Here is a 737-nt window from a genome sequence, read left to right as displayed (position 1 = left end):
TCAACTCCGTTTTTTCCCTGGAAGCTGGTCTGCGGGAGGTGTCTCATCTCGAAGCCATGTTTCACCAATTTCCTCTCGTATTGGCGAACTATTTCCTGTGACCAGTCCGCATATGATTTTTTAATACATATGTTTCCAAAACTTGTTGCGTAATCAAGAATTGGGCGCAGGAAGAGAGGTTTTTCATGAGAGGGGTATGTTTGTTCTGCTGAGATTGCGAGATTTTCGAAATCGAGATAGATGGCAACATTATTATCTTCCATGAAATCGACCTTCAGAGAGATGCGACATTTTCTCGTTGCAGTACATCATTTTCTGTGATAATGCCTTCCGATGCCTAGGAGCCGCCCTCACTGGCATTTATCTAAAATACAGTTAATGCATTTCAGTTGAATATCTGAATATTTGAGACCTGATCCTGACGTTTCAATTTGTGGTTCTCAGTTTTTAATCACTTATATCTATCGATTTGAAAAATCAAGGAACAAGATGTCCCACTGGAGTATCTGGGCCGTGATGCCACATATCAAATGATCACGCCGATGAATGAGTATTACAGCGTTTATCTTGATATGTGAGATTGTATTGAGCATTTGTTTTAGACAATCATTTCACCAAAAAAAGTATGCTGCTAAGGGGATTTGAACCCCTGTCGTCGGCGTGAAAGGCCGACATGATTGGCCCCTACACTATAGCAGCGAATCTATGCACCGAAGTGCTATACAACTTGGGCGCGA

Annotated in this window: 1 protein-coding gene and 1 tRNA gene; both read right to left on the bottom strand. The window is 41.8% G+C overall.

Annotation, left to right across the window (positions count from 1 at the left end; all coding sequences use genetic code 11):
- The coding region (locus tag EI28_RS13585) for an NYN domain-containing protein (protein ID WP_155937362.1) at positions 1-263 on the bottom strand (263 nt) is incomplete at its 3' end.
- 363 nt (positions 264-626) lie between these two features.
- Positions 627-699: transfer RNA gene (locus EI28_RS10380), tRNA-Glu, on the bottom strand.
- Positions 700-737 lie beyond the last annotated feature (38 nt).

The sequence above is a fragment of the Methanoculleus sp. MH98A genome (assembly GCF_000691865.1).
Lineage (GTDB): Archaea > Halobacteriota > Methanomicrobia > Methanomicrobiales > Methanoculleaceae > Methanoculleus.
This window is presented reverse-complemented; position numbering and strand designations above follow the sequence as displayed.